Consider the following 25,739-nt stretch of genomic DNA (forward strand, 5'->3'; position numbering starts at 1 on the left):
CCTCAGGAGTAAGGTGATGAAAAAATCACCCCTAAATCTGCCCGCCGGTTATTTCGGTATCGTGCTGGGTATTATCGGACTGGGTTTTTCCTGGCGCTTTGCCGCCACAATCTGGCCTGTCAGTATCATCCCCGCCACCACGCTTATCCTCCTCGCCATCGTGATCTGGGCGGTACTGATGACGGCCTTTCTTGTCCGGTTAGTGCGCCATCGTCACACCCTGCTGGAAGAGATAACCCATCCACTGAAAAGCAGCTTTGTGAGCCTGGCCCCGGCAACGTCTATGCTGGTGGCCATCGGCATAGTTCCGTGGAATTATCCCCTCGCCTTCGCGCTTTTTATCGTGGCCGTGACGGTGCAGCTCGCCTACTCCGCCTGGCAAACTGCCGTGTTGTGGCGCGGTAAACACCCGAAAGAAGCCACCACACCGGGCCTCTATTTGCCCACTGTCGCCAATAATTTTATCAGCGCCATGGCTTGCGGTGCGCTGGGCTTCAACGATGTTGGGATCCTGTTTCTTGGCGCGGGGTTGTTTTCCTGGCTGAGCCTGGAACCTGCTATTTTGAGCCGGATGCGCAACCTGGATGAGATGCCCCCGGCTGTCCGTACGTCGCTGGGTATTCAGATGGCTCCAGCCTTTGTCGCCTGTAGCGCCTGGTTAAGCGTCAACGGTGGCGAGGCGGATGTCTTCGCCAAACTGTTGTTCGGCTATGGCCTGTTGCAAATGCTGTTTATGATCCGCCTGCTTCCCTGGTACAGTGCACAGACATTTAACCCGTCATTCTGGAGCTTCTCGTTCGGCGTCGCGTCGCTGGCCACCACCGCCATTAAGATTGGTCATGCCGCACCCGGCGGTGCGCTTTACTGGATGGCGTTCCCACTGTTTATCGGCGCCAACCTGGTGATCGCGTTATTGATGGTGAAAACCTTTCTTTTGCTGATTCGCGGAAAGTTACTAGTTCGGGGATAAGAAGAGCGCGCCAGGCTTGTTCCACCCAGCGCGCGTTTATTAAGGGCGCCGGAACAGCGCAAGGCTGCGCCCTTCCAGTTCAAAATCGTGCTCGCCGGTGATGACGAACCCGTGTTTTTCCGTATCCGCCGTGGATAACTCCAGCACCCAGCCCCCTTCACCGATCTGTGGAATGCAAAACGGCACCGTCCCTTCAAAGGGATTAAAGAGCATCAGCACATCGTGCCAGATACCCGGCGTCGTTTGCAGGTCCGGGCGGCTGATATAGACACCCAGCGTCGAGCCTTCATCCCACTGTTCGGGAAGCTGTTCACCGCCGCCTGCGTTGTACCACTGTATAACCATACCATCGCGCCAGTTTTCACGGCGCAGTAGCGGTTGCGATGCGCGCAGCGCAATCACCTGCCGGGTAAATTCCAGCAGCAGCTCGCCGTTCCCTTGCTGGGCATCCCAGTGGATCCAGGAAATTTCGCTATCCTGACAGTAGCCGTTATTGTTCCCCTGCTGGCTGCGACCAAACTCATCCCCGGCCAGCAGCATCGGTGTCCCGTGGGAAAAGAACAACGTTGCCAGGAAGTTGCGTTTTTGCTGCTCACGCACAGCATTGATGCCGTCATCCTCCGTTACCCCTTCTGCACCGTAGTTGTACGAACGGTTGTCATTGTGCCCGTCCTTATTCTCCTCACCGTTGGCCTCATTATGTTTTTCGTTGTATGACACCAGGTCGTTTAACGTAAAACCATCATGCGCAGTAATGAAGTTGACACTCGCCCACGGGCGACGTCCGCGCTGATCGTATAAATCACCGGAGCCCAGCAAACGAGCGGCGAAATCCGTCGATACATTGTCGCCTTTCCAGTATTCCCGCAACGTGTCACGGTATTTGTCATTCCACTCCGCCCAGCCCGGCGGGAAGCCCCCCACCTGGTAACCGCCCGGACCAATATCCCAGGGCTCACCGATCAGCTTCAGTTTCGACAACAGCGGATCCTGCGTCATGGCATCAAAAAAGCCGCCGCGCTGGTCAAACCCTTCCGGCTCACGCCCAAGGATCGTGCCCAGATCAAAACGAAAGCCGTCGATATGCATTGATTCAGCCCAGTAACGCAGCGAATCCATGACCATTTGCAACACTCTGGGGTGAGACGTATTGACCGTGTTACCCGTACCGGTGTCATTAATGTAATAACGGTGTTGATCGGGCAGCGTACGGTAATAGGAGAAGTTGTCGATGCCTTTAAAGGAGAGCGTTGGCCCCAGTTCATTACCTTCTGCCGTATGGTTGTAAACCACGTCGAGGATCACTTCGATACCCGCGTCATGAAATGCCCGCACCATATCGCGTACCCCCTGAATACCCCGCGGTCCGTAATAACGCGTCGCCGGGGCGAAGAAACCGAGCGTGTTATAACCCCAGAAGTTGCGCAGACCTTTGTCCAGTAAATGCTGATCATCCGGAAACCAGTGCACCGGCAACAACTCGACAGCGGTAATGCCAAGGCTTTTGATGTAATCCACCGATGCCGGATGCCCCATACCTTCGAAGGTGCCGCGAAGCTCCGCTGGCAGTAAGGGATTTAGCTGTGTAAACCCTTTGACATGGGTCTCGTATATCACAGTCTGCGGCCAGGCAATGGCGGGTCGAGCCTGATCCTGCCAGTCAAAAGCAAAGGGATCGATAACCCGACAGCGGGGCGTAAACGGCGCGCTGTCTTGCGTATCAAATGTGAGGTCTTTATCTTCATGCCCCAGTTCGTAGGCATAATGTGCAGCATTCCACTGAATGTCGCCGACAATCTCACGGGCATAGGGGTCAATCAACAATTTGTGCGGGTTAAAGCGATGCCCATTTTCCGGGTCGAACGGACCATGCACCCGGTAGCCGTAAAGCGCGCCAGGTTGCAAGCCAGGAACATAGCCGTGCCAGATCTCATGGGTATTTTCCGGGAGATCCAGCCGGGCTATCTCAGTCTTACCGCTGGGATCATACAAACAGAGTTCCACACGTTGCGCATGCGCTGAAAACAGGGCGAAATTGACGCCCTCGCCGTCGAAGTTTGCACCGAGTTGTTGGCCATGCCCTGCCGTGATGTAAAAGCGTTTACCATCAGACATAGATTCCTCTTTATCGCCTGTAAACTCTCACCTGAGATAACGAGTGCGACTTGCACTCTTTTCTTTTATGCACTTACCAGCACGGCGAACGTAAACCCGCCGACCGATCGCAGTGTCACGCTGTTGGTCAAAAAAATCGCTTCACCGCTGAGAATGTCCCGATACTGCCGGTTCGCCAGTTGTGGGGGTAACACAATGCTGGCACCCGCCAGGCTGCCGTCCAGCGCGCCAAAAAGCAGACGCGGCGCCAGGACGATCAACGCCTGCTGGTTTTCAACACGGGCGAACGCGATCAGATTGTCGGACTGCTCACCTGAAACGGTGAGCGGCAGATAATCGCCACGGCGGAACAGCCGTGGCATCTGCTGGCGTAAATGCAGCAGCCGATAGATAAAAAACTGCTTCAGTTGGCCGCTCGACCAGCTTTCCTGTGAATGAGGGTCGGCCTGCTCTTCGGCCATCAACAACTGTTCCAGTTCTGCGTAATCCGGCATCAGCCGGTTATCCGGATCCACCAGACTGAAATTGAGCGCTTCACTGCCCTGGTAGATATCCGGCACACCGGGCGCGGTTAACTTAATCACGGTTTGCGTCAGACTATTCACCAGCCCGGCACGAATAAACGGCTGGAGTGAGGTGACAAAGTCCTGCAAAAACGCACGGTTGTCCGGTGACAACAAGTGGCGTGCATAGTCGAGTACCGCCTGCTCATAAGCATCGTTTGTCTCGATCCAGTCGGTACGCTGTTTCGCTTCACGTAGCGCTTTCTCAACAAATGTCGCAAACCGCTCTTCCAGTGCCTGTAAACCTGCGGCGTCATCGGCTTGCAGATCAACCGGCCAGACGCCCGCCAGCGCCTGATAAATCATCCACGCCACCGCCGGGCGCGGCGCGGGGCCGTCGTCAAGTTGCACCACGTTCGCCTGATTCATCTGTCGCCAGCGCGCCACACACTCAGCCCAGTATTCGGGGGCTTCCGTCAGCGTATAGAGCCGCGCCCTGGCATCCTCCCCGCGTTTTGTGTCGTGCGTCGAGGTCGCAGAGAGCGCATCCGGTTGCTGCGCGAGCCGGGTCTTCATCTCCGCATGGAAACGCGCCAGTGAGAAAGTGCGCGGCAAGGGCTCCGCCCCCACCTCGTTGAGCGCCAGATCCATGTTCTGGCGAAAAAACAGCGTATCTTCGACAGATTTGGCCATCAGCGGCCCGGTCAGTTGTTGAAAACGGGTGCGAAAACGCGTCGCCTCACTCGCCACGCTTTCCGCCACGCGGCCCGCTAAAACAGCGGCGAGAAAGTCGAGAGCCTGCGGATCCACTGCATGCGGACCGCGCTGAATGTTGTCCATCATCTTATGGAGCAGCGCCGCGTCTGCTGCGGGCAGACCTTGCGCCGTGCCATACGTGCGATAGACAGGAAATGCGATCAGTAATTCGCGAAGCGCCTGGCGCACCGCGCTCTCTGGCAGCGGCGGGGCTTCGCGACGTCCCATCGCCAGGGCAAGCGACAGCAGCGCAGTGAATTCTCCGTTGAAATTGCGGTCCACCATCAGCAGCTTTGCCGCACGCAGTTCTGACCGCATATCCACTGTTCGACCGAGCTGTGCATGCCAGGCATCGCGTAACCGATCAATATTCGCATCGTCTACCAACACATCCGACAGCGCAGCAATAAACTCATAGCCGGTGGTGCCGGAAACCGGCCAGTCGCCAGGGAGCTGTTCACCCTTGCCGAGGATTTTTTCCACGGTCAGATAACAGTCCGGGCCAACATGCTGGCGTAACCGCGTCAGATAACCTTGCGGATCCGCCAGCCCGTCAATGTGGTCGATGCGTAAACCGTCCACCGCGCCACTACGCACCAGTTCAAGGATCAGCACATGGGTATCGGCAAACACCGTCTCATCTTCCACGCGCACGCCGACCAGCCCGGTGATTTCAAAAAAGCGGCGATAAGAGAGCGAATTGGGCGCATCTCGCCAGCTCATCAAACGCCAGGGCTGGCGGTCATGCAATGCGGCGAGCTGCGCCTTGTCGCGCAGCCCCAGAATGGCGTGCGCTTCGCCCTGCCAGCTTCCTGCCACCAGCGGATAAAAATTGTCGTAGTAAACCAGCGCAGGCTGCCCGGTTACTGGATCGGCCTGCACCGACAACTCACCGTTTTCCAGTACCGTGTCGAAATCATCGCCCAGAAAAGGCAGCGTCAGCCGCTGCGACCAGTCGATATCGAAATGGTGGGCATACGCGCTCTTTTCGCCCCGGGCAATGACGTCGCGCCACCAGGCATTGTCCAGCGAAGCTGCCATATGGTTGGGCACAATATCCAGAATCAGTCCCATTCCCGCGGCTTTTAAGGCGCTGACCATGCGGTCAAACCCTTCACGCCCGCCAAGTGTCGGATCGAGTTCATTTGCATCCGTCACATCATAACCGTGCGTTGAACCGGGTGTGGCGGTAAATACCGGAGAGGCGTAGAGATGGCTGATGCCCAGCCGCTTCAGATACGGAATCAACGCGGTTGCCCCCCCGAACGTCATGCCATTGCGAAACTGCAAACGGTAGGTCGCGGTCGGTATATTCACAGGTGGTCTCCCTGATCCAGACGAACAATGAAGGCATCCGGCGGCAGATCATCGTGCTCAGCAGGCCAGGCGGCCAGCGTGTTACCGGGTAAATGCGGCAGTGGCTGCGGTGTCGCACCCACATTGAACGCCAGCGATAATGTGCCCTGGGGCAAACGCCAACAGACGGCCACAAAACCCGGCGCGGTCGCTAACACCTCGCCACAGTGGCCTTGTGCACGGCTCAGCAACGGCACCACATGTTTTTGCCGCAACGCCAGCCAGTCACGGGTTTGTGTTAACCACCTCTGCGCGGCCTGCTGCTCTAATGCTCCCCAGTCAAGCTGCGAGCGGGTAAACGTCTCGACGGCGTTTGGGTCGGGAACCGTTTCTCCATCGTGCCCGGCATGGCCTTTAAATTCCTGTGCTCGCCCTTCCCGTACAGCATGCGCCAGATCGCCCTGAAAATCGGTAAAAAACAGAAAAGGATGCGTCTCGCCATACTCTTCGCCCATAAACAACAGCGGGATGTGTGGTGAAAACAGCAGTGCGGCGAGCAGGACGCGCGCACGTGCCACACCCGCGAGGGTAATCAGCCTTTCCCCCTGGGCGCGGTTGCCCGTCTGATCATGGTTCTGCATAAAATCGACAAACGCCACGGGCGGCTGGGCACGGCTATCCACACCGCGCGGTTTTCCCGTCGACGGCGCGATGTCACCCTGAAAGGCAAATCCCTCGCTCAGCGCACGCGCCAGCCAGTTTTGCGGTTTGTCGGCAAAATCCTGGTAATAGGCGTGCGTTTCGCCCGTCGCAAGAACGTGGGCGGCATTGTGCACATCATCGTTCCATTCGGCGGTAAACAGTGGCACCGCCCCGTCTGGCGCGCGCGGGTGCAGCGCGATGATATTGCGGCTATCTTCGGTGGTCAGGTGGACAGGACGGTCAGTGATTTCCTCGCGAATGCGGCGGGCGATCTCCACCAGCACGGGCGGTTGCGCACTGTCCTCAATCTGATCGATAGCATCAAACCGCAACCCGTCGAGATGGAACTCGTTGAGCCAGTAAAGGGGAACATCAACGATATAACGCCGCACTGCGTCAACGTCATAGGCGATCCCCGCCCCCCAAGGGGTGTGGCGCTCCTGATGGAAAAAGTCCGGCGACAACAGAGGTAAATAATTCCCTTCGGGTCCGAAATGATTGAGCACAATATCCAGCACCACCGACAGACCGTAACCGTGAGCGGCATCGATAAAGGCTTTGAAATCATCCGGCGTGCCGTAGGCCGCATGCGGCGCATACAGCAACACACCGTCATACCCCCAACCACGGTTACCGCCAAACTGGGCAACCGGCATCACTTCAATCAGGGTGATGCCAAGCTGTGCAAGGTACGGCAGTTTTTCCATCGCTGCACGAAATGTTCCCTGTGGTGTAAACGTCCCTATATGCAGTTCGTAAATTACCGTCTCTTCCCACGGACGGCCCGCCCAGTGTGGGTGTTGCCAGCGGTAACGAGTGGGGTCGATGACGACAGAGGGGCCGTTAACCCCGGAGGATTGCGCGCGGGAAGCGGGATCGGGGATCGCCATCCCATCAGCAAGCACAAACTGGTACGCCGTACCCGGCGGCACATTAGCGACAGTGATATCAAACCAGCCATCGTCATGCCGCTGCATGTCCCGATCGCCGGTGGGTAGCCGCAGGGCAACGCGCTGCTGCCCGGTTGCCCATACGCGAAAATGCACGCTACCATCGGCAACGTACTCTGCACCCCAACCTTTGCGAAACGCTATCGACGCCATGCAATTACCTCTCCACGTGCCATGAAGAACAATCATAGACGATAATTTGCAAGGCCTGAGGCAAGCCCCCCGACGACACCGGGCGGAAAGTGCGTTACTGCTGCTGTTTTTCTTCCATGATTTCCACTTCACAATACCTGCGTGGACGGTGTTTTTTCGCCCAACGGCGACTGACGTTGCCTGCCATCATCCCGTTGATTGAGGTTTTCACCCACAGTTGCGAAATCATGCCAAAAATAATCCTGTTATTTCACGCCTCTTTTACGTTAACGCGTGGGTGAGGATATGTATGCGGCTTAACCATTATCCATGGCGTGTTATTTTTTGCGGGTCATTCGGGGGAGAATATTATTTAACGTCAGGTAGCGGCAGAGGTTATCCTCTGCCGATTTATTAATGCGTTGCAGTAAATATTGCCGTGCCGATTCGGGCAATGGCGTCATTACTTTGCGCCATCGTTGCGTTGGTTTCCGTTATATAAATGGATACGATCTGGGGTTTATTTTTTTGCGGCCAGACGATGCTGATAATGGAACGCGAACCATTGGCACCGGCGCCGGTTTTATCGCCAATATCCCAGCCTGCTGGCAACACCGAACGCAACAGCGGATTAGCCACTTTATCGTCGCGCATCCACTGCACCAGTTGCGCGCGGGAGCGCGGCGTTAACACATCACCCAGCGCCAATTTTTGCAGGGTCTTGCTCACAGCAAGTGGCGTGGTGGTATCGCGTAAATCGCCCGGAATGGCGCTATTCAGCTCAGGTTCATAGCGATCCAGTCGCGTGACACTGTCACCCGAAAAGGCAATAAACTGCGTTATCGCCGCCGGCCCCCCGAGCTTTTTCGTCACCTGGTTGGCCGCCGTGTTGTCACTTTCACTGACGGCCGCGCTGCACAGTTGTTGCCAGCTCATGGTCGCTGGCGCAACGAATTTGCTGGTGACAGGCGAATACTCCACCAGTTCGCTTTGGCTGAACTGCGTGGTGTCATTCAGCGACAATTCACCTTTGTCGGCTTTACTCAACAACGCTCCGCACAGCAGCGCTTTATAGGTGCTGTTCAGCGGAAAGCGTTCATTACCGCGATAACTCACCGTTTCTCCGCTGGCGATATCCACCACGGCAATACCAATACGCGCGCCTAAATGCGCTTCCTGCAAGCGGGCAACTGCTGTCAACGTCGCGTTATCAATGGTGGCGGCATTTGCGGCGCAGACGCCGGAAAGCAGCAGAGAGCAGAGGGATTTCTTCGGGAAAAACATAGGTATAATCCTTTACAGTGTTTAACGTTAGCGACCGGCATAACAGAGTGCAAAGCATGTACAACACCGCAATAGTGTACCGAAATTTTGGCGACCCATTGGTGCGTTTACAAAGTGAAAAGCGCGAAACGGGGCCACTGGCGGCAGAGAATATGCGTGTCAAAATGACGTTTGCCCCGGTGAATGCCTCGGATTTGATCCCGGTAACGGGCGCGTACCGCCACCGCATCACCCTGCCTGCGGTCGCAGGCTATGAAGGCGTGGGCGTGGTGACTCAGGCGCCCGCCACTGCTGCACATCTGGTGGGAAGACGGGTGTTGCCTTTACGCGGCGAAGGAACATGGCAGCACTATGTTGATTGCCCGGCGGCCTTCGCCATTCCCGTGCCGGAGGAGATTGACGATACACTTGCCGCCAGAGCCTATATCAACCCGCTGGCGGCATTATTGATGCTGCAACACTACCCGCCCGTCGGCAGGCATGTCATCGTCACGGCAGCAGGGTCGGACTGCGCGGGTTTTCTCGCGCAATGGGCCTTACAGCAAGGCGCACTGAGCGTGACCGGTATTTATCGCTCGGCGATCCATGCCGACAGACTCGCGGCCAGCGGCATCAAACCCCTGTTGGAAACCGAAAGCGCGGCCATTGCGCAGGCGGCCGGTAATGCGGAAAGGGTGTATGACGCCACCGGCGGCGCGCTGGCACAACATCTGTTGGACACCATGCCGCATAGCGGGCAATTTATCAGCTACGGCCTGCTTTCCGGACAGCCATTCTCTCTTCGCCAGCATTTGCCTGTGGTGCACTGGTTTCATGTTCGTCATTATCTCAAGACCCTGCCCGCCGCAAAGTGGCAGGAGACATTCCGCATGCTCTGGGCGTACCTGCGCCGCAGCCGCATCAGTGATGCAGAACGGTTCGATCTGCACCAGTGGCAGGCGGCCGTGCGGTTCTACCAGACACCAGGCAGAACCGCCAAACCGCTGCTGGAGATGCGCTAATCCCGATCGGCAGAACAGGCAACTTCACGCTGGCGTTCAATCTCCTGTAGCCGTGCGGAAAGCGACGCCGTCAGGTGGTGGTAAGCGATGCTGCCAAGCGGCACCCTGAACGGTGGCTGTGGCATTTCCACCACCTTGATCAAGGCATCAACCGTGCGTTCAGCGTCACCTTTAATGTCAAACGCACCGCTGGCAATCGCCCGTCGCACTTCACCAGCCGGTGTTTCATCGTAGACGGCCAGCGGGGTTGCATGATCCAGCCCCTGACCAAACCCGGTCGCCGTCGGGCCGGGTTCCGCAATCACAATATCGATGCCAAAAGGTTTCACTTCCTGCGCAACCGACTCCATAAACCCTTCAATACCCCATTTGCTGGCGTGATAAAGGCTGAAATTCGGGTAGGCCACCTGCCCGCCTTCCGAGGAGATCTGAACAATCCGCCCGCCGTTCTGCGCCCGCAACCACGGCAGCACCGCGCGCACCAGTTGAATCGATCCGGTCATATTGGTGGCAATCTGCCGTTCGATTTGCGCATCACTTATCTCTTCCGCCGCGCCAAACAGGCCATAACCGGCGTTGCTCACCACATAATCGATACGGCCACAGGCGGTAAAGGCGACCGTCAGTGCATCGCGCATCGCAGGGGTGTCCGTCATATCAAAACAGCATACGATTAATCGTTCCCCATAGTGTGCATACAGTTCGTCCAGCGACGCTGGGCGGCGAACACACGCCACAACCTTGTCACCCCGCGCTAACAGCTTACGCGTCATCAACAATCCAAGACCGGAGGAGGCCCCGGTAATCAGCCAGTTTTTCATCACATACCTCGTCGTCAACTCAACGTCTGTTAGCGTAAGTCGTCGCCAGTGCTATGATAAGTCACAACAATGCGCATGATATGGTGAGACATTTTCAACAATGAAACCGCCCGCTCTGAGTGATTTAAACGCCTTTGTGCTGGTTGCCCGGCATCGTAGTTTTCAGCGTGCCGCCAATGAACTGGGAGTTTCCCGTTCCGCGCTCAGTCACGCGATGCGTTCACTGGAAAGCCAGCTAAACGCCCGACTACTGCACCGCACCACCCGCAGCGTCTCGCTCACACAGCATGGCGCGGCGCTGTTGCAACGGTTACAACCGCTGTTGAACGAACTGGACGACGTACTCGATGCCACGCGTCTTGGTGCGCAGACGCTGAGCGGAACGTTGCGGATCAATGCCAACGAAGGCGGCGCACGTTGGTTGTTGCAGCATGTCGTGGAAGGATTTCTGCATACGCATCCGCATGTGACGCTGGATCTGGTCACCGAAGGCCGGTTGGTGGACATTGTGGCAGAAGGGTTCGATGCGGGGGTGCGCCTGGCAGAATCTGTGCCCCAGGATATGATTGCTGCGCCGTTTGGTGGCCCGATCCGTTTTATCGCTATTGCCTCGCCGGGCTATCTCAGCCAGGCCGGAACGCCGCAAACACCGCAGGATCTGCATCAGCACCGCTGCATTTGCCAGCGCCTTCCTGGCGGCAAGCGCTACCGCTGGGAATTGATGGACCATCACAAACCGCTGTTAGTGGATGTGCCCGGAAATCTGTGTCTCGATAACAGTGCGCTGATGGTTGAAGCGGCGGTAAAAGGCCTCGGCATTGCGTTTGTACCGGAGCCTTACGCCCGCCAGGCCATTGCGCAGGGAGACGCCGTGTTGGTGCTGGAGTCCTGGTGCCCGCCCATTGAAGGGCTGTGCCTTTACTACTCCAGCCACCGCCAGATCCCGGCGACGTTGCAGGCGTTTATTACAGCCATCCGCGAAACAGAGCAAAAACCATAACCGCCAAGAGAAGATTCAGCCCGGCACTGACGCAGAACCAGCCTGTGTTTCTTTTCGCCGAACGTTGCAAGGTGTCGGTACGCGCAGCATTCTCAGCCAGTGTTGCGATGATGTCGGTTAACGTTTTCGCCGTTTGCTCGGTGGACATTCGTTGCTGCTCATCTTGCTGAACAACGGCAAGTTTCAGTTGTTCAATCGCGTCAAGCAATAGCGCAGCCTCGCTGGCGCTGGCCTGTTGCCCCCTGGCTATAGCCTGACTGATTCTGTCAACGTGAGGAACAAGCCTGCCCGTCATAGTGTCAGGTAGCGCGTTGGTGTTTTGCTTAATGCCCTGGATTTCCTGAAGAAGGTCGTCCTGACGCTGTACGTTGTTCTCTTCCTGTTCCCTTTGCAGATCTGAATGCTTTTTGCTGAGTTTTTTCAGCAACTCAGCAGCATTGAACCCGATATTATCGTTGATCTCTTGTGTAATTTTACCCGCATGCGCCGTCAATTCCCGCGTCAGCATTTGCAGAAAAAGATCCTGCACCAGTTCATCAACAAGCAGTTCTTCTTCCCTCACCGCGCCGCCATGAGAACTCATTCACCCTCTCCTAACATTTTGATGTAGCGATAATCTTTTTCCAGCATTTTGGCAGCCAGTATCAGAGCGACCCGTTCATCACGCGAAGCCTGCGCCTGAGTAAATTGCGCTTTAAGCTGTTGCGCGCGTTCTGTTTTTGCCATTTCAATCACTTCCTTAAACCGCCTGCTCGACGTCAACTGGCTTACACACAAGGCGTGCTGTGCTGCGTATTCATCCGTAAGCGTGTCGATTTGGCACTGCAGGCGTTCAACCTCTTTGCGCCAGTATTCAATGATCCGGTTAAGACGGTGCTCAGCACGTTGCAGACGTCTTACTCGCCGCAAAATGCCCTGCTCATAATGCTCTGTGGCGACCATGATGTGTTTCTGCGCCGATGTCATAAGAATGCCAATGTCAGACCTGATAGCCTCACTCACTCTGGTTTTATCTTTAGCGTAATTTTCCTTACTCCAGTATCTGTTCAAATAATAGCCAGCTAGCTGACTGTGCAGACGATCGATGTTATCGGTGCGAAATAACCCCGGCTGAATATCCGTTGTCAGGGCATTATCTATTGCCCACTTACGCCAGGCATCGCGCAAATGCTCACTGGTCTGCTCAAGGCATGTTTTTAAAACATCCACCGTTTGATCCGACTTATCGGGAATAATCGGTATGGTGGGAAAAGAGAAATCCGTAAAACGCGAGGACAGGGTTTCTGTTTGCAGGCCAGATCGCAATCTTTCCTGGATCTTAGTCAGGCGATCATTGGCAGCTTTTATCTGCCCTAGTTTTCGTTCCTGGCTGGCATCCAGTGCACATTTATCCGCATAAAAGATCCCTTGCAGGTGCTCCATTTGCTTCCCAAGAAAATAAGGAAGCGTAAAGCCAGAGCGTAAACGCGCAAGCGGGTTTGTCGCCTGCGTCAGTTGCGCCTGTAATTCAGCTAAAAAATCGTCGCGCAGTTGCCTGCACAATTGGGCGTATCCCGCGTCCCCTTTTTGAATATGTAGCCAGGAGTGACCACATTCCACCGGGAATAGCTGTGTTTTAAATGCATCCGGAAGCATCACATCGAGGGTATTAATTTGCTGGAGTAAGTAATTGCGGATATCCAGCGGGGTTTTCAATTCACCCTTTTGTAGCAACGCGTGTACTGACGCATTGGAATAGCTGCGCGTCAGCATAATTTTGTAACGATGAGGTTGCCATAGCCAGTCTCGCGCCACATCGTGCTCCTGGGCTTCGGGTTTCAGAAACCCCAGCGAATCCACCGTTCCGGCCAACAAAATGACATCAGCAGAACTGAGATACTGACCCATTAATACGCTAACATATTCACGCTCAACCTCGTTTGCAGCGTGAATACCTGGCAGGTCGCGAATAATATACTGCGTTGCTTGCGTGTTATTCGTTGGGAAAAAACGGGCCGGAATAAAAATATCAATACTGGAAAAATGGCCGTGAGAATGCTCCATCTGCTGGCGTATTTCGCTAAATACAGCCGTGGCTTGTTCGTCAGAGTAACGCTGCAGTCCGTGGGCAAGATGGCTAAAATACCAGCTATCATCTTCAGCAATACGATAGCGATAGGTACAGGCAGTTGCGCTATTTCCCAACGTCTGCCCGCCACGAAGAATTCGGCTAACTTCCTCAAAACAGGACTCTTTAACACCTAACAGTGTCAGAATGAGCGAAGTTTTTCCTACCTGTGTTGGCCCATACACAATGATCGACACCTGCCGGGCGACTTCACCGCGGGTCTGAATAAGGCGATCGGCGTCGCACTGGCGCAGAAAAGTGGCATAACACTTTTCTGCCCAGTGATAACGCTCCGCGTTGAGATCATGCCAGAATTTGTTGGAAATGGGCTTCATAACGTCTGGCATCTTTTTGCACGGCGGACAGTTTTTTTATCGCGAGAATAATTTCGCTTTTTTGACTTAACACGTCGACTGCGCCAAAGCGCCGGTTGAGGTTGAACTCAATCACATTGCGCATTCCGGCCATAATATCCCGATACTGGCCGATAACAGACTCTATATGGCTAAATGCCAGTTCATCCAACATCCGTTTAATAAAATAGATCTGCGCCCGGTCGCTGTCGCGAATGATACCGGTTAACTGATACGCACCATAGGCAACAGATGCCACCACCGCCGCTTTGCCTAACAGAGCAATCGCCGCCGCCCCGCCCGGCGCGTTCGGATTGTATTCACCATTAAGGCTGCCATCTGCCGCATCCAGGCCAATCAACGCGCCCAACGCGGTACGAATGGGGTAATAATTTTCCCCCTTGACAAACAGTGCATCGAAAATTTGTTTTGGCAACACTTCTTCCGCCAGCGCAGTCTGGCCTGGCACTGAGATATCCATTGCTGAACCCGCGCGGGCGAACTCCATCACCAGAGCAGGCAGCACTTTCATCGTCTGCCCAAGCGCAGGCGGTGTACCTGCCTCTTCACCCTTTTGAGGTTTGTATAACAATGCTCTCAGCGTCTCTTCAACCTGCTGTCGATCGTCATTGGTCCGCAACGAGGCAGGATGTTTTTCAATCACTGATTGTTCGCTGTGGGTATAGCCCATTTTGTCAGCAATCCTGCTTGTTGCCGTCATCAGCGAGGTGTGATTATCATTCTCTGGCAACAGTCCCTGCGCTACCAGCGTTTCACGGTTAACCGTATCAAACACCAAAAAGTTGCGATCGCTGAGGCTCAGATTATTGTAACTGCGCTTCCAGGCATCCAGCACCCGCTCTTTTCGTTCGCGTTCTATTTGCATCCCTTCAAACATAAAACGCCGGCCAAGGGTTTTAAGGTTGTTCCGTAACCCTTCTTCTTTCTGCTGATAGTCAAGCTCACAGTACCTAAAAACGGCCTCTTTATGCGCCGACAATTGTTTTTCCAGGTGACGACGCAGCGTCTTCTCATACTTATCGACACAGTTGTCAAACGCCTCAAGGGTCTCCTCGACAGACTGTTCGCCATCATCCATTTTGCTGTGCAAGACTTTCAGGAGGTCAATAATGTCCCCCACATCGTTATGGAAAATATCCATAATGCGTTCAAGCGCAGCCGCTTCAGACGCGGCGCTATTCAACAGGTTGTTTCTGATAGCCTCACGCAGCGGGTCAATCCATCTCTCGCGGTTACCTATGCCGATAGTCACGATATTGCTGCTATCAGCCCGTTCCGGGTTGAACAACTTCGCCGCCGTAGCGCGAACTTCTTCACACTGATCTTCGGTAAGCGCTTCGGTTCGGGAAATCGCTACGACCGGGGAACGACCAGCGAAGTTGCCTTGCAAATCTTTTTGCACCATATTCTGGTTGCTATTCGCCAGAATTGTCTGATCGGTTACCACGATCACACCCCGCGCGTTAAGCAGGACATGGCGCATCATGTTCTGCCACCGGTGGTTGCGCTGGTTGGTAATTTCATAGCCCGGTAACAGTACCCAGCTTAATTCGTCATCAATAAAGGAATCCTGCGTGCTGATGCGTAATTTGGGATAAAGAATACGCCACCCTTCCTGCGGTTCTTTACTGGTCAGCCCATTCCAGTCCTGAAGCAATGCCACAAATTCTGCGTCATCCTTGCAGGCAACATTGCGATCAATTTCACCCGTTTTGTAATTAACACAGACATAAAACGCAGCTTGCTCACCCGATTTAAGCTCACGGCTTTGTTCAATAAACAGGGGGATTTGTTCACCACGACCGGGATTCGGTTTTAACCAACGCTCACTTATGCCAAGTGTCTCTTTTGCCAGCGTGGTTTTCCCTGCACCCTGAGTGCCAGCTATTGCGTACATTGACTCATTATTTAATACGATCGTCAGTTCAACCTGGCGCAATGTAGCAATAATTTTATTGATATTTTCGTTATCATCGCCTTGCTTAATGCAGATTTCGAGAGTCGACCGCAAAGCATCCCGCAAAGTCCTTAGTGTTTGAATATTGATGGACATGAAAAATGATCCCTTATTATTTATTTGTGACCACAGGTTGTCAGAGCATTAAATCAGCCTCTGCTTTGATAGTATCGGACGTGAGTGACAAACCATGACAGGGCAGCGGGTTATTTAACTGCTATTTATCACTCCGCAGAAAATGCATCAGCTTACATGACTGATCCGCACAATACAGCTATCCGTATCAGTCATCAATTCCGAGCAATTTTTAGTCTTCCCCCTCCCAGTAATCCACACCTTCGCCGTTAAAATCCACCCGGCGGAAGGTGTCGCGCCCGTCAACCCGGGCGCGGGCGAGAAATTTATCCGCATCGGGGTACTCGCAGATTTCCGGGCTTTCCAGGGTACTGATAGAGAGGTAACGCAGAAGCTGATCGGACGTATTAATAATCTGATGCGGCCAGTTTTTACCCGGCGGAATGCAGATAACGTCGCCCTCTTTAATGGCGCGTAACTCATCGCCAATGCGCAAGGTGCCGCTACCGTTGAGCACGATAAACATCTCCTCCTGCGCATGGTGTAAATGGAACGGGCAGGCGCGTTTACCCGGCGGCAAAATATCTATTGATGCGCCAAGCTTAGTGGCAGCGGTGCCGTTGGTCAGCGATCCCCCGCGCGACTCGTACAACGGCGGGCGGACAAAGGTCTCCATCTCAATCTCGTTGAAATTGCGGATAACAAAGGGTGGCAGCGTTTTGTCATTCATAGAGGATTCCTGAAAAAAGCGTTCCCTTCAGTATTGAAACACCCCATTCTGCCTGTCAATGTTCTCCGCCAGCATCGCATCGTAGAGGTTGGTCGCCGGATGGCAGCAATGCCATCCGGCAAGCGGTCTATTCCCCCGCCCGTCGCTGGTACTGCGCAAAGCGCAGCTTCGCATCCTGTTCGGTTTGCTCAAACAGTTGCCCGGCAAGCTCAGGCGATGTCCGCGCCAGCGCGGCATAGCGTACTTCGCCCATCAGGAACTCACGGAAATCCTCTTCCGGCTCTTCAGAGTCGAGCATAAACGGATTCTTGCCCTTTGCTGCCAGTTGCGGATTGTAACGCCATAAGTGCCAGTAACCGGACTCCACCGCCCGTTTGGCTTCACGCATGCTGCACCCCATCCCGGCTTTCAGTCCATGATTAATGCAGGCGGCATACGCGATCACCAGCGACGGCCCGGGCCAGGCTTCCGCTTCGGCAAGCGCCCGTAAGGTTTGCGCTTTATCCGCTCCCATCGCGATCTGTGCGACATACACATTGCCGTAGCTCACCGCCATCATGCCAAGATCCTTTTTACGTGTGCGTTTGCCTTCTGCAGCAAATTTGGCAATCGCCGCCACCGGCGTCGACTTCGAGGACTGACCGCCGGTATTGGAGTAAACCTCGGTATCAAACACCAGAATATTCACATCCTCGCCTGACGCGAGTACATGATCCAGCCCACCAAACCCAATGTCATACGCCCACCCGTCACCGCCGAGGATCCACTGGGAACGGCGGGTAAAATAGTCGCGGTTTTGATACAGACGGTTAAGCAAAACATCCTCGCCTTTTTCCTGCGCCAGCAGCGCGCTCAGTTGCTCGCTACGCTCGCGACTGCCCTCCGCACTCTCTTTATGCTCCAGCCACGCGCGTAACGCCTGTTGCAACGCGGAACTGACCGGCGCGACCAGCGCTGCGGTCACGTCGCTGGCGATTTGCTCACGTATCGCCCGCCCACCGAGCATCATCCCTAAGCCAAATTCAGCATTATCTTCAAACAACGAGTTAGCCCAGGCGGGCCCCTGACCTTTGTGGTTGGTGGTCCACGGGATCGATGGCGCACTGGCGCCCCAGATGGAAGAACAGCCGGTGGCATTGGCAATCATCATCCGATCGCCAAACAACTGCGTGATCAGCCGGGCATACGGCGTCTCGCCGCAACCAGCGCACGCGCCGGAGAACTCCAGCAGCGGCGTTTCAAATTGGCTGCCTTTAACCGTGGTTTTGTTAAACGGATTGGCTTTTGGCGACAGTCCCAGCGCATGATCCCAGATAGCCGCCATATGCCGCTGGCTCTCCAGCGGCTGCATACTCAGCGCTTTGCCCTTCGCCGGGCAGATATCCGCGCAGTTGCCGCAGCCGGAGCAATCCAGCGGTGAAATCGCCAGATGGTATTCATACCCTTTCGCCCCCTGCGCTGGCTTACTCAGCAGCGCCGTCGGTGCGGATTCGCGTTCGTCCGTATCGAGCAAGGCGGGGCGCACGGCGGCATGCGGGCAGATAAACGCGCACTGATTACACTGCGTACAGCCCTCCGGTTGCCAGACCGGCACTTGCAGGGCGATGCCGCGTTTTTCCCAGGCGGCGGTGCCGGTTGGAAAGGTGCCATCTTCCATGCCGATAAACGCGCTGACCGGCAGTGTGTCGCCATTCTGCCGGTTCATCGGCTCAAGGATGTCGCGGATGAAATCCGGCAGCAGCCGGGTATCCGCAGGCCGTTCCTCCTCCAGCGTTGCCCAACGTTCCGGCACCATCACTTCGTGAATCGCTTCCATCCCCAGATCGATGGCGGCGTTGTTCATCTCAACGATCTTTTGCCCTTTACGCCCGTACGATTTTTCTACCGCCTGTTTTAAATACTGTGAGGCGGTTTGCGGGTCGATAATGCCCGCCAGCTTAAAAAATGCCGACTGCATCAGCATATTGAAACGCCCACCCAGCCCCAGTTTGCGCGCGATATCCACCGCATTCAGGGTGTAAAAACGGATGCCCTGGCGGGCAATATAACGCTTCATGTTGTTGGGCAGGTTCGCCTCCAGATCCTCGCCGAACCAGGTGCAGTTCAGCAGAAAGGTTCCTCCGGGGTTTAACCCCTCCAGCAGATCATATTTATCGACATAGGATTGCTGTGAACAGGCGATAAAATCAGCCTTGTGGATCAGATACGGCGAGGTGATGGGACGCTCGCCAAAGCGCAAATGGGAGACGGTAATGCCGCCGGATTTTTTCGAATCGTAAGCAAAATAGGCCTGCGCATACATCGGCGTGTTATCGCCAATAATTTTGATGGCGCTTTTGTTGGCACTGACCGTGCCGTCTGAGCCCAGTCCCCAGAATTTACAGGCGGTGATCCCTTCGCGGGAGACCTGTACATCCTGCATGGGCAACGGCAATGAGGTGTGAGTGACGTCGTCGAAAATCCCCACCGTAAAGCCATCCTTCGGTAACGGTTTTTTCAGGTTTTCAAATACCGCCACAATATGTCCCGGCAACACATCTTTGCCCCCCAGCGCATAACGCCCCCCCACAATCAGCGGCGCGTTGTCGTGGTGGTAAAAGGCGTTTTTTACATCCAGACATAAGGGTTCGGCCTGCGCACCCGGCTCTTTTGTGCGATCGAGCACAGCAATACGCTTCACGCTCTGCGGGATACTGGCAAAAAAGTGCGCCAGTGAAAACGGGCGAAACAGATGGACCGTCACCAGCCCGACTTTCTCCCCGCTATCGATCAGCGCATCCACCACTTCGGAAACGGTGTCACACACCGACCCCATAGCAATGATGATTTGTTCCGCGTCTTCCGCGCCGTAATAATCAAACAGGTGATATTCGCGCCCGGTGATAGCGGCGATCTCCGCCATATAACCTTCAACAATATCCGGCAACGCAGCATAGTAGCGGTTGGCCGCTTCGCGCTCCTGAAAATAGATATCGGGGTTCTGTGCCGTACCGCGGATCACCGGGTGATCGGGGTTAAGGGCGTTGCGGCGAAAACGGTCCAGCGCGTCGGTATCCAGCAGTGGGGCCAGCTCGTCATACTCCAGAACGTCAATTTTCTGGATCTCATGGGAGGTGCGAAAACCGTCAAAGAAGTTGATAAACGGCACGCGACCTTTAATGGCCGCCAGATGGGCCACCGCCGAAAGATCCATCACCTGCTGCACATTGCTCTCTACCAACATGGCGCAGCCCGTCTGGCGAACGGCCATCACATCCTGGTGGTCACCAAAAATGTTCAGCGAATTGGCCGCCAATGCCCGGGCGCTCACATGAAACACCCCCGGCAACAGCTCTCCGGCGATTTTATACAGATTGGGGATCATCAACAGCAGCCCCTGCGAGGCGGTATAGGTGCTGGTCAGCGCCCCGGCCTGTAACGCACCGTGCACCGCCCCGGCAGCACCAGCTTCGGACTGCATCTCCATTAACCGCACCGGCTGACCAAACAGGTTTTTCTTACCGGCGGCGGCCCACTCATCCACGTATTCCGCCATTGGCGTGGAGGGGGTGATGGGGTAAATCGCCGCGACATCAGTAAAGGCATAGGCGATCCATGCCGCCGCCGCGTTGCCATCCATTGTTTTCATCTTTCCGGACATTGCTCGTTCCTCGAATGTGAGAGGCCTGGTCCGTGGGCTATTGCACAGCCTGTGCCAGCTCATTTATTCGTGGAAATACAAGCGATTACTAAGCATCTCACAAAAAACATTGCATGGAATAAGACAGTGAAAGCGACATCCTGTTGAACAGCCGACAAAGTGTCGTGCACCAGGCACACGCCGCCGCCGACAAACACGATTGTCCGGTTTCATACAAATGGTCTGGTGATTGTTTACTCTTTGCCCTTCCCGCTCAGGCAGCGAAAATATAAAAACCAATATAATCAATTAATTAATAAATATGGCATGGCTGGTATGTTCCCTGCACAAGGGTATGTGGCAAACACACAACCCACAGGAGAAACACCATGACCATGCGTCAATGTGCGATTTACGGTAAAGGCGGTATTGGTAAATCCACCACCACACAAAACCTCGTTGCGGCCCTCGCCGAGATGGGCAAAAAAGTGATGATCGTTGGCTGCGATCCGAAAGCCGACTCCACCCGTTTGATCCTTCACGCCAAAGCACAAAACACCATTATGGAGATGGCGGCGGAAGTCGGCTCCGTGGAAGACCTGGAGCTGGAAGACGTGCTGCAAATCGGTTACGGCGGTGTGCGCTGCGCGGAATCCGGCGGCCCGGAGCCAGGCGTGGGCTGCGCGGGGCGCGGGGTGATCACCGCCATCAACTTCCTTGAAGAAGAAGGCGCGTATGTTCCCGACCTCGATTTCGTGTTTTACGACGTGCTCGGTGACGTGGTGTGCGGTGGTTTCGCCATGCCGATCCGTGAAAACAAAGCGCAGGAGATCTATATCGTCTGCTCCGGCGAAATGATGGCGATGTACGCTGCCAATAACATCTCCAAAGGCATTGTTAAATATGCCAAATCCGGCAAGGTGCGCCTCGGCGGGCTGATTTGTAACTCCCGTCAGACCGACCGCGAAGACGAGCTGATCATCGCACTGGCGGAAAAACTCGGCACGCAAATGATCCACTTCGTGCCGCGCGACAACATCGTGCAGCGCGCCGAAATCCGTCGTATGACGGTGATCGAGTATGACCCTACCTGCAAACAGGCGAATGAATACCGCACGCTGGCCAGCAAGATCGTCAACAACACCAAAATGGTGGTACCGACCCCCTGCACCATGGACGAGCTGGAAGCACTGCTGATGGAGTTCGGCATTATGGATGTGGAAGACACCAGCATCATCGGTAAAACCGCCGCCGAAGAGAACGCGGCCTGAGGCCTCCTGATCGAAGGAATAGCACAATGAGCAATGCAACAGGCGAACGTAATCTGGACATCATCCAGGAGGTGCTGGAGGTTTTTCCGGAGAAGACGCGCAAAGAACGCAGAAAGCACATGATGGTCACCGATCCGGAGCAGGAAAGCGTCGGTAAGTGCATCATCTCTAACCGTAAGTCACAGCCCGGCGTAATGACCGTGCGCGGCTGTTCTTACGCCGGTTCTAAAGGGGTGGTGTTTGGGCCGATCAAAGATATGGCCCACATCTCACACGGCCCGATCGGCTGCGGTCAGTACTCCCGCGCCGGTCGGCGTAACTACTACACCGGGGTCAGCGGCGTGGACAGCTTCGGCACGCTGAATTTCACCTCTGATTTTCAGGAGCGCGACATCGTGTTTGGCGGCGACAAAAAACTGACCAAACTGATTGAAGAGATGGAAATGCTGTTCCCGCTGACCAAAGGCATCTCGATCCAGTCGGAATGCCCGGTGGGCCTGATCGGTGACGATATTGAAGCCGTTGCCAACGCCAGCCGTAAAGTGCTGAACAAACCGGTGATCCCGGTGCGCTGCGAAGGGTTTCGCGGTGTGTCGCAGTCTCTCGGGCACCATATTGCCAATGACGTGATCCGCGACTGGGTACTGGATAACCGCGAGGGTAAACCGTTCGAATCCACCCCATACGATGTCGCAATCATCGGTGATTACAACATCGGCGGCGATGCCTGGGCATCACGTATTCTGCTCGAAGAGATGGGATTACGGGTGGTGGCGCAGTGGTCCGGCGACGGCACGCTGGTGGAGATGGAAAATACCCCCTTCGTGAAGCTCAATCTCGTGCACTGCTACCGCTCCATGAACTACATCTCTCGTCATATGGAGGAAAAACACGGTATTCCGTGGATGGAGTACAACTTTTTTGGCCCGACCAAAATCGCCGAGTCACTGCGGAAAATCGCCGATCAGTTTGATGACACCATTCGCGCCAATGCTGAAACGGTGATCGCCCGCTATCAGGCACAAAATGACGCCATCATCGCCAAATACCGGCCGCGTCTTGAGGGGCGCAAAGTGCTGCTCTATATGGGCGGTTTACGTCCGCGTCATGTGATAGGCGCTTATGAAGATCTGGGGATGGAGATCATCGCCGCAGGCTACGAGTTCGCTCATAACGACGATTACGATCGCACCCTGCCGGAGCTGAAAGAAGGCACGCTGCTGTTTGATGACGCCAGCAGTTATGAGCTGGAAGCGTTCGTTAAGGCCCTGAAGCCGGATCTGATCGGCTCCGGCATCAAAGAGAAGTACATCTTCCAGAAAATGGGCGTGCCATTTCGCCAGATGCACTCCTGGGATTACTCCGGCCCGTACCACGGCTATGACGGTTTCGCCATTTTTGCCCGTGATATGGATATGACGCTCAACAATCCCGCCTGGGGTCAGTTGACCGCGCCGTGGCTGAAATCCGCCTGACTTTTATCCTGCTATCCCGTCTGTTCACCGATTTGTGGCGCGGGAGGAGAACACCATGAGCCAAACTGTTGAGAAAATCCATAACTGCCATCCGCTGTTCGAACAGGATGCCTACCAAACGTTGTTTAGCGGTAAACGGGGAATGGAAGAAGCGCACTCGCCGGAGCGGGTGCAGGAAGTGTTCCAGTGGACGACCACACCGGAATACGAAGCACTGAACTTTAAACGCGAAGCGCTGACCATCGATCCCGCCAAAGCCTGCCAGCCGCTAGGCGCGGTACTCTGTTCGCTGGGATTCGCCAATACCCTGCCCTATGTGCACGGTTCTCAGGGGTGCGTAGCTTATTTCCGCACCTATTTTAACCGTCACTTTAAAGAGCCGGTGGCCTGCGTATCGGACTCCATGACCGAAGATGCCGCCGTGTTCGGCGGTAATAATAACCTCAATATCGGCCTGCAAAACGCCAGTGCACTGTACAAACCGGAGATCATCGCCGTCTCCACTACCTGTATGGCGGAAGTGATCGGCGACGATTTACAGGCCTTTATTGCCAACGCCAAAAAAGACGGTTTTCTTGATGCCGCCATTCCGGTGCCATACGCCCACACACCGAGCTTTATCGGTAGCCATATTACTGGCTGGGACAATATGTTCGAGGGTTTTGCCCGCGCCTTCACCGCCGATTATCAGGGGCAGCCAGGTAAGCTGCCGCGCCTCAATCTGGTGACCGGTTTTGAAACCTATCTGGGTAATTTTCGCGTGTTGAAACGCATGATGGAACAGATGGACGTGCCCTGTAGCCTGCTGTCGGATCCTTCAGAGGTGCTGGATACCCCGGCGGATGGCCATTACCACATGTATTCCGGCGGTACTACGCAACAGGAGATGCGCGAGGCACCCGATGCTATCGACACACTGCTGCTGCAACCCTGGCAACTGGTGAAAACCAAAAAAGTGGTGCAGGAGATGTGGAACCAGCCAGCGACAGAGGTCACGACACCGATTGGCCTGGCGGGCACCGATGCGCTGCTGATGACCATCAGCCAGCTTACCGGCAAGCCGATTGCCGATGCGCTGACGCTGGAGCGTGGCCGCCTGGTGGATATGATGCTCGACTCCCATACCTGGCTGCACGGCAAGAAATTCGGTCTGTTTGGCGACCCGGATTTTGTGATGGGGCTGACCCGCTTCCTGCTGGAACTGGGTTGCGAACCGACGGTGATCCTCTGTCATAACGGCAGTAAACGCTGGCAGAAAGCGATGAAGAAAATGCTCGACGACTCACCGTATGGTCAACAGAGCGAGGTCTTTATCAACTGCGATTTGTGGCATTTCCGTTCGCTGATGTTCACCCGCCAGCCGGATTTTATGATTGGCAACTCCTATGGCAAGTTCATTCAGCGCGACACCCTCGCTAAAGGCGAACAGTTTGAAGTACCGCTGATCCGCCTGGGCTTCCCGTTGTTTGACCGCCATCATCTGCACCGCCAGACGACCTGGGGCTACGAAGGCGCGATGAGCATCCTGACGACGCTGGTTAACGCGGTGCTGGAGAAAGTGGACAAAGAGACCATCAAGCTTGGCAAAACCGACTACAGCTTCGATCTTATCCGTTAACCATCACAGCCCCGTCACTGACGGGGCTCAGGGAGGCACTATGCCAGTCATTATCATTCGCCAGCGTGGCAACGATCTCTACTGCTATATCGCCAAACAGGATCTGGAAGCGCGGGTTCTGCACATCGAACATGACACCGCCCAACGCTGGGGTGGCGTGCTTTCTCTGGAGGGCGGACGCCGTTATTACGTGAATGAGCAGCCAGGTCGCCCTGCGTTTCCGATCAGTTTGCGCGCCACTCGCGATGCGCGGGTGTAAGGAGGTGTTCCATGTTTGACAACGACAGACTTTTCTGGCGGATGCTGGCGCTGTTTCAGTCTTTGCCGGAGCTACAACCCGCGCAGATTGTCGCCTGGCTGACCGACGAGCGCGACGAGACATTAACCACGGATTATCTGGCGTCGCTGAATACGCAGCAACTGGAGGCGCGATTCCCCTATGCACATGCACTGATGTCCAGAGGGCGCTGGAGCCGGGTAAGAGCCTGTCTGCGCGGTGAATTACCAGCGCATCTTACTGTGCAAGCGCCACACGCGCGGCGTCCGCAGTTAATTGCCGCTTTTTGTTCGCAGGATGGCCTGACGATCAACGGTCATTTTGGTCAGGGCCGCCTGTTCTTTATCTATGCTTTTGATGATCAGGGGTACTGGCTGCATGATTTACGTCGCTACCCCGGCAGTCAGGAAGATAAAGAGCCGAATGAGAGCCGCGCCCGCTTACTGGAGGATTGCCACCTGCTGTTCTGTGAAGCGATTGGTGGCCCGGCTGCGGCGCGCCTGATCCGCCATAATATTCACCCCATGAAAGTCTCACCGGGTTTTACCCTTCTCTCGCAGTGCGAGGCGCTCAAAACGCTGCTTGCCGGACGGCTGCCCCCCTGGCTGGCTAAACGACTGGAGCGCGATAACCCTCTGGAAGCGCGCGTGTTTTGACGCCTTCTCATCCCCCGTTCGCGGGGGATTTTTTTGACGTAGGCATTACG

Annotated in this window: 18 protein-coding genes and 1 pseudogene; 8 read left to right on the forward strand and 11 right to left on the reverse strand. The window is 55.3% G+C overall.

Annotated elements, in window-relative coordinates; all coding sequences use genetic code 11:
- Nucleotides 1-16 precede the first annotated feature (16 nt).
- Nucleotides 17-970, forward strand: coding sequence for a dicarboxylate transporter/tellurite-resistance protein TehA (gene tehA, locus ABGA49_RS01165; protein ID WP_347665002.1), 954 nt, complete (start codon nt 17-19; stop codon nt 968-970).
- A gap of 39 nt (nt 971-1,009) precedes the next feature.
- On the opposite strand, the gene glgX is transcribed toward tehA, so the two are convergent.
- The 5 genes and pseudogenes from glgX to bla form a co-directional block, all read right to left on the reverse strand.
- Nucleotides 1,010-3,085: a glycogen debranching protein GlgX gene (glgX, locus tag ABGA49_RS01170; RefSeq protein ID WP_061495756.1), complete on the reverse strand. Its 2,076-nt coding sequence runs from the start codon at nt 3,083-3,085 to the stop codon at nt 1,010-1,012.
- Nucleotides 3,086-3,150: 65 nt separating this feature from the next.
- Nucleotides 3,151-5,661 carry a malto-oligosyltrehalose synthase gene (gene treY / locus ABGA49_RS01175; protein WP_347665003.1) on the reverse strand — a complete coding sequence of 837 codons (2,511 nt, stop codon included), beginning with the start codon at nt 5,659-5,661 and terminating at the stop codon, nt 3,151-3,153.
- Nucleotides 5,658-7,445: a malto-oligosyltrehalose trehalohydrolase gene (treZ, locus tag ABGA49_RS01180; protein ID WP_347665004.1), complete on the reverse strand. Its 1,788-nt coding sequence runs from the start codon at nt 7,443-7,445 to the stop codon at nt 5,658-5,660. Before treZ ends, treY begins: the two co-directional genes overlap by 4 nt.
- Before the next feature lie 94 nt (nt 7,446-7,539).
- A pseudogene (locus ABGA49_RS01185) lies at nt 7,540-7,659 on the reverse strand (formate dehydrogenase cytochrome b556 subunit); the annotation flags it as partial.
- A gap of 179 nt (nt 7,660-7,838) precedes the next feature.
- Nucleotides 7,839-8,708, reverse strand: coding sequence for a class A beta-lactamase (gene bla, locus ABGA49_RS01190; RefSeq protein ID WP_347665005.1), 870 nt, complete (start codon nt 8,706-8,708; stop codon nt 7,839-7,841).
- Between the two features lie 56 nt (nt 8,709-8,764).
- Between bla and ABGA49_RS01195 the strand changes: the two genes are divergently transcribed.
- A complete protein-coding gene (locus ABGA49_RS01195) occupies nt 8,765-9,709 on the forward strand; it encodes a zinc-dependent alcohol dehydrogenase family protein (protein WP_347665006.1) in 945 nt (314 codons plus the stop codon).
- Here the strand turns inward: ABGA49_RS01195 and ABGA49_RS01200 are convergent.
- A complete protein-coding gene (locus ABGA49_RS01200) occupies nt 9,706-10,530 on the reverse strand; it encodes an SDR family oxidoreductase (RefSeq protein ID WP_347665007.1) in 825 nt (274 codons plus the stop codon). The two genes, ABGA49_RS01195 and ABGA49_RS01200, sit on opposite strands and share 4 nt — an antisense overlap.
- A gap of 100 nt (nt 10,531-10,630) precedes the next feature.
- Here ABGA49_RS01200 and ABGA49_RS01205 point away from each other — a divergent pair, with 100 nt between their 5' ends.
- Nucleotides 10,631-11,530 (forward strand): LysR family transcriptional regulator, encoded by a 900-nt coding sequence (locus tag ABGA49_RS01205; protein ID WP_347665008.1) that lies wholly within the window; start codon nt 10,631-10,633, stop codon nt 11,528-11,530.
- Here ABGA49_RS01205 and ABGA49_RS01210 read toward each other — a convergent pair.
- The 5 genes from ABGA49_RS01210 to nifJ all read right to left on the reverse strand — a co-directional run bounded on the left by ABGA49_RS01210 (nt 11,496) and on the right by nifJ (nt 20,413).
- Complete coding sequence (locus tag ABGA49_RS01210; RefSeq protein WP_061495742.1) at nt 11,496-12,113, reverse strand: hypothetical protein; 618 nt, start codon at nt 12,111-12,113, stop codon at nt 11,496-11,498. The two genes, ABGA49_RS01205 and ABGA49_RS01210, sit on opposite strands and share 35 nt — an antisense overlap.
- Nucleotides 12,110-13,972 carry a hypothetical protein gene (locus tag ABGA49_RS01215; RefSeq protein ID WP_061495740.1) on the reverse strand — a complete coding sequence of 621 codons (1,863 nt, stop codon included), beginning with the start codon at nt 13,970-13,972 and terminating at the stop codon, nt 12,110-12,112. The genes ABGA49_RS01210 and ABGA49_RS01215 overlap by 4 nt, the downstream gene beginning before the upstream one ends.
- Nucleotides 13,941-16,064, reverse strand: a complete 2,124-nt coding sequence (locus tag ABGA49_RS01220; RefSeq protein WP_061495738.1) for a hypothetical protein — start codon at nt 16,062-16,064, stop codon at nt 13,941-13,943. The genes ABGA49_RS01215 and ABGA49_RS01220 overlap by 32 nt, the downstream gene beginning before the upstream one ends.
- 211 nt (nt 16,065-16,275) lie before the next feature.
- Complete coding sequence (locus ABGA49_RS01225; protein WP_061495736.1) at nt 16,276-16,773, reverse strand: cupin domain-containing protein; 498 nt, start codon at nt 16,771-16,773, stop codon at nt 16,276-16,278.
- A gap of 127 nt (nt 16,774-16,900) precedes the next feature.
- The gene (nifJ, locus tag ABGA49_RS01230; RefSeq protein ID WP_347665009.1) at nt 16,901-20,413 is read right to left on the reverse strand and encodes a pyruvate:ferredoxin (flavodoxin) oxidoreductase; all 3,513 of its coding nucleotides are present in this window, start codon (nt 20,411-20,413) and stop codon (nt 16,901-16,903) included.
- Nucleotides 20,414-20,781: 368 nt separating this feature from the next.
- On the opposite strand from nifJ, the gene nifH reads away from it, so the two are divergent.
- From nifH to ABGA49_RS01255, 5 genes are read left to right on the forward strand one after another with little or no spacing between them, the layout of a single operon-like run.
- The gene (gene nifH / locus ABGA49_RS01235) at nt 20,782-21,663 is read left to right on the forward strand and encodes a nitrogenase iron protein (protein WP_061495732.1); all 882 of its coding nucleotides are present in this window, start codon (nt 20,782-20,784) and stop codon (nt 21,661-21,663) included.
- Nucleotides 21,664-21,689: 26 nt separating this feature from the next.
- Nucleotides 21,690-23,138 carry a nitrogenase molybdenum-iron protein alpha chain gene (nifD, locus tag ABGA49_RS01240; RefSeq protein ID WP_088237519.1) on the forward strand — a complete coding sequence of 483 codons (1,449 nt, stop codon included), beginning with the start codon at nt 21,690-21,692 and terminating at the stop codon, nt 23,136-23,138.
- Between the two features lie 55 nt (nt 23,139-23,193).
- Nucleotides 23,194-24,756, forward strand: a complete 1,563-nt coding sequence (gene nifK, locus ABGA49_RS01245; RefSeq protein ID WP_347665010.1) for a nitrogenase molybdenum-iron protein subunit beta — start codon at nt 23,194-23,196, stop codon at nt 24,754-24,756.
- A 40-nt stretch (nt 24,757-24,796) separates the two neighbouring features.
- A complete protein-coding gene (gene nifT, locus ABGA49_RS01250; RefSeq protein ID WP_088237518.1) occupies nt 24,797-25,015 on the forward strand; it encodes a putative nitrogen fixation protein NifT in 219 nt (72 codons plus the stop codon).
- Nucleotides 25,016-25,026: 11 nt separating this feature from the next.
- Complete coding sequence (locus ABGA49_RS01255) at nt 25,027-25,689, forward strand: NifB/NifX family molybdenum-iron cluster-binding protein (RefSeq protein ID WP_347665011.1); 663 nt, start codon at nt 25,027-25,029, stop codon at nt 25,687-25,689.
- Nucleotides 25,690-25,739: the final 50 nt, after the last annotated feature.

Origin of the sequence: Kosakonia sp. WA-90 (genome assembly GCF_039871955.1) — a bacterium.
Lineage (GTDB): Bacteria > Pseudomonadota > Gammaproteobacteria > Enterobacterales > Enterobacteriaceae > Kosakonia > Kosakonia oryzendophytica.